This is a genomic window from Streptomyces niveiscabiei, from assembly GCF_001419795.1.
Lineage (GTDB): Bacteria > Actinomycetota > Actinomycetes > Streptomycetales > Streptomycetaceae > Streptomyces > Streptomyces niveiscabiei.
In genome coordinates this window covers 9493-9982 of the sequence record NZ_LIRL01000600.1, presented here as the reverse complement: position 1 = coordinate 9982, position 490 = coordinate 9493, and the positions used below count along the sequence as shown (strand labels likewise).

The window sequence follows — 490 nt, the reverse complement described above, 5'->3', positions numbered from 1 at the left end:
CAGGACCACCACCATGCACCTCCGCCTAACCATCGACGGCCACCCCGCCGCCGCGACCCTCGACGACACCCCTACCGCCCGGGACTTCGCCTCCCTCCTCCCGCTCACGCTGGACCTCAGCGACTTCCACGCGACGGAGAGGATCGCGGATCTGCCGCGCCGCCTGTCCACCTCGACCGCCCCGAGCGGCGCCGAACCGAAGGCGGGCGACCTGGCCTACTACTCGCCCTGGGGAAACCTCGCCGTCTTCTACCGCGACTTCCCCTACTCCGACGGCCTCGTCATCCTCGGCCGCGTGTCCGAGAGCGACACCGGCCGGCTCGCCAGCGCGAGGAAGCTCACGATCAAGACCGCTTCCCCGGAGCCCTTTTCATCGCCGATCCCCTAGACACGCCCGAGCCCAAGTCGCCCAGTCCGGCGGTCACGACGTACATGCCGTCCCGGGCGGCGGGCATCTTGCGCCGGTCTCACAAGGTGGTGCCCGTCTCCT

1 protein-coding gene is annotated in these 490 nt (G+C 70.2%); it reads left to right on the top strand.

Going from position 1 to position 490, the window contains the following annotated elements; genetic code table 11:
• Positions 1 to 388: cyclophilin-like fold protein (locus AOK24_RS27570; protein ID WP_240554142.1), on the top strand; the 388-nt coding region annotated here is incomplete at its 5' end.
• Positions 389 to 490: the final 102 nt, after the last annotated feature.